The organism is Aquabacterium sp. UBA2148, assembly GCF_002328915.1.
GTDB classification, from domain to species: Bacteria; Pseudomonadota; Gammaproteobacteria; order Burkholderiales; family Burkholderiaceae_C; genus Aquabacterium; species Aquabacterium parvum.
On record NZ_DCXA01000175.1, the window covers coordinates 16,082 to 16,831 of the forward strand.

The window sequence follows — 750 nt, forward strand, 5'->3', positions numbered from 1 at the left end:
CTGGCGCGCATCGCGCAGGGCGCAAGCCTGTCGGCCGCGGTGGTGTGCGGCCGCGCGATGGTGCGAGACCTCTATGCGCCAGAAGCCGGTGCCCGCGCCATGGCCCGGGGCATGACGGGCTTGGGCATCCTGGCCTTGTTCGGGCCGGTGCTGGGCGGCCTGGCAGCGACGCACGGGGGCTGGCGAGCCACCATGGCCCTGCTGATCGTGTTCGGGGGTTTGATCTGGGCCTTCGTGTGGCGACAGCTGCCCGAGACCTTGCCCGAAGAGCGTCGCCAGCAGCGACTGGATTGGGGCTCGATGCTTCAGCAATGGATCGGCATCTCGCGCCACCCCACGTTCCGTGCGCACGCGCTGTTGACATCGAGCACCTACGGTGGCCTGTACGTCTACCTGGCGCTTTCGCCTTTCGTTTTCATTGAGCTGATGCACGTCGGCCGCACGGCATTTGGCGCCACCATGGCCACGCTCTCGCTGTCTTACCTGGTGGGCACGCTGTTTTGTCGGCGCTGGCTGCCTCGCCACGGCCTGCTGGGCACCGTGCGGCTGGCGGGCTGGTGTTCGCTGAGCGGCGGGCTTTGGATGGCCCTGGTGTCGGCCTGGCAGGCCAGCGCCCTGGCCGAGGCGCACCCGGTGCACCCGGGCGCCTTGCTGCCCGGCCTGTGGCTCTACGCCTTCGCGCATGGCATCCACCAGCCTTGCGGCCAGACCGGCGTGGTCGCGGCCTTCCCGACCCAGGCGGGCGCCGCT

General features: G+C 70.1%; 1 protein-coding gene. It reads left to right on the plus strand.

The window, feature by feature from the left end; all coding sequences use genetic code 11:
- Positions 1-750 (plus strand): MFS transporter (locus B2W70_RS09830; RefSeq protein WP_286745267.1); only part of this gene is annotated, 750 nt, incomplete at both ends.